Source organism: Vibrio sp. Vb0349, assembly GCF_033338975.1.
This window is the reverse complement of the sequence record NZ_JAWOTS010000166.1, coordinates 1-1,497: the sequence shown is the minus strand read 5'-3', so window position 1 is coordinate 1,497 and position 1,497 is coordinate 1. Positions and strand designations below refer to the sequence as shown.

General features: G+C 43.7%; 2 protein-coding genes. One reads left to right on the top strand and one right to left on the bottom strand.

Annotation, left to right across the window (positions count from 1 at the left end; all coding sequences use genetic code 11):
* Nucleotides 1–874 (bottom strand): DUF4382 domain-containing protein (locus R7Q47_RS24215; protein ID WP_318089744.1); only part of this gene is annotated, 874 nt, incomplete at its 3' end.
* A 366-nt stretch (nucleotides 875–1,240) separates the two neighbouring features.
* On the opposite strand from R7Q47_RS24215, the gene R7Q47_RS24210 reads away from it, so the two are divergent.
* Nucleotides 1,241–1,497, top strand: a 257-nt coding sequence (locus R7Q47_RS24210; protein ID WP_318089743.1) for a D-fructose-6-phosphate amidotransferase, incomplete at its 3' end; no start/stop codon positions are given.

Sequence of the window (1,497 nt, the reverse complement as noted above, 5' to 3'; positions counted from 1 at the left end):
CGTAGCTGTAGGTTGTATTACCTTCTTCGTCTTGCGATTCATTCACGTTAGCTACCGCAACTGGCGCGTTGAGTGGAGCTGTCGCGCCCATATCGCCCATGGTTGAGCGATCCATGGAACCCGCATACAGGTAAACAGAGTGAACGGCAGGCACATCATGAATCGCGTTCCATGCCGCACTGTCTGCTTCGCAAGCTTGGTATTGAACGTTACTTACCGTGCCAGCGATATGGCCTGAATCTGATGCGTTCACCAAACTTACGGCATTCGAGTTCATGTTCATATGATCTTGGCCGACTGGATCCGCCAGACCTTTACGCAAATCAAACTCTACAACGTAGCTATTGTGCCCAGTATGAACTTTTACATACTGACCTTTTTGGGAAAACTTCAAGCGACCCTGATCGCTGGTATCGGGCTTAAAGCCAAAGCAGCTACCACGACTTGGAACAACAAGACCTTTTACTGAGCCATCAGTTTTTTCGACATACGATAGAGACGTATCATTCAACTGTCGGCCATCTTTCGCGTAAACGCACATGGCGTAATCACCCGGAGCAATTTGTTGTTCGCTAATGATGGTTTTGGCATTTTTTCCTTGATATTCCATCAAATCAACTTGATGTAGAGCGCCGTTCTCGCTTGCGTCTAGCAGAATGTGATCGCCAGTTTGCTCGCCCGTTTCTGGGTCAAAGGGAATTAAAACCACGTCTTTAAATGCTAAGACCACTTTGTTGGCGTCATCCACAGGTGCATCTGAGACACCAAGAGAAAACGTAGCGGATTCTGTATTTGATGAAGAGTCGTCGCCACCGCAGCCAGTCAGTAGTAGACCGCCTGAGATAGCAAGTAGAGGATAAGTGTATTTTTTCATATTGACCTCTTGTGTTTACACTGCCGATAAACATCGAAGATTAGTCTCAGAGTCGAGACGAAATGTCATTGCTTGGTAATGACGGGGTCAATGTAAAAAAGGGAAATTCATAGTGTGATATGGATTCCTAAAAGGCTATTTTTAAATCTATTGCTCAAGTGCAGCAGCGAAGCAGTAACTCCATTAACTTCGGCTCTACTTAGCTAAACAACGTGGTCGCTTGGTAACCACTTTTCCCATTTCTACAAGCGTTTTTTTATAAAACTAAGTTCTTATTCGTAGTGAAATGAAGTTGATAATAATCAAAATAGATAGGTGATGAGGGGCGTAACGTAAGGTCGAATATTGCTAGAAGGAATTAGTATGATGGCATACAAATTTTTTATTCGAGAGCTACTAGGATTAGCGATCGTGGTTTCAGTTGTTTTTGGTGTACTTGGTGTGATGCTCGATCTTTTCGCGCTTACGGCGCTGTGGGAACATCAAGATGCAATTGCTCAGATCTTTTTTCATGAGTCGTTTTACTTCATTGCATTCTTAATCCCGCCATTTTTCCTATGGAAGATCATTAATCGTTCTGATTTGGTTACCGCCGCACAAAACTATATCGCGCTAAAATTAGA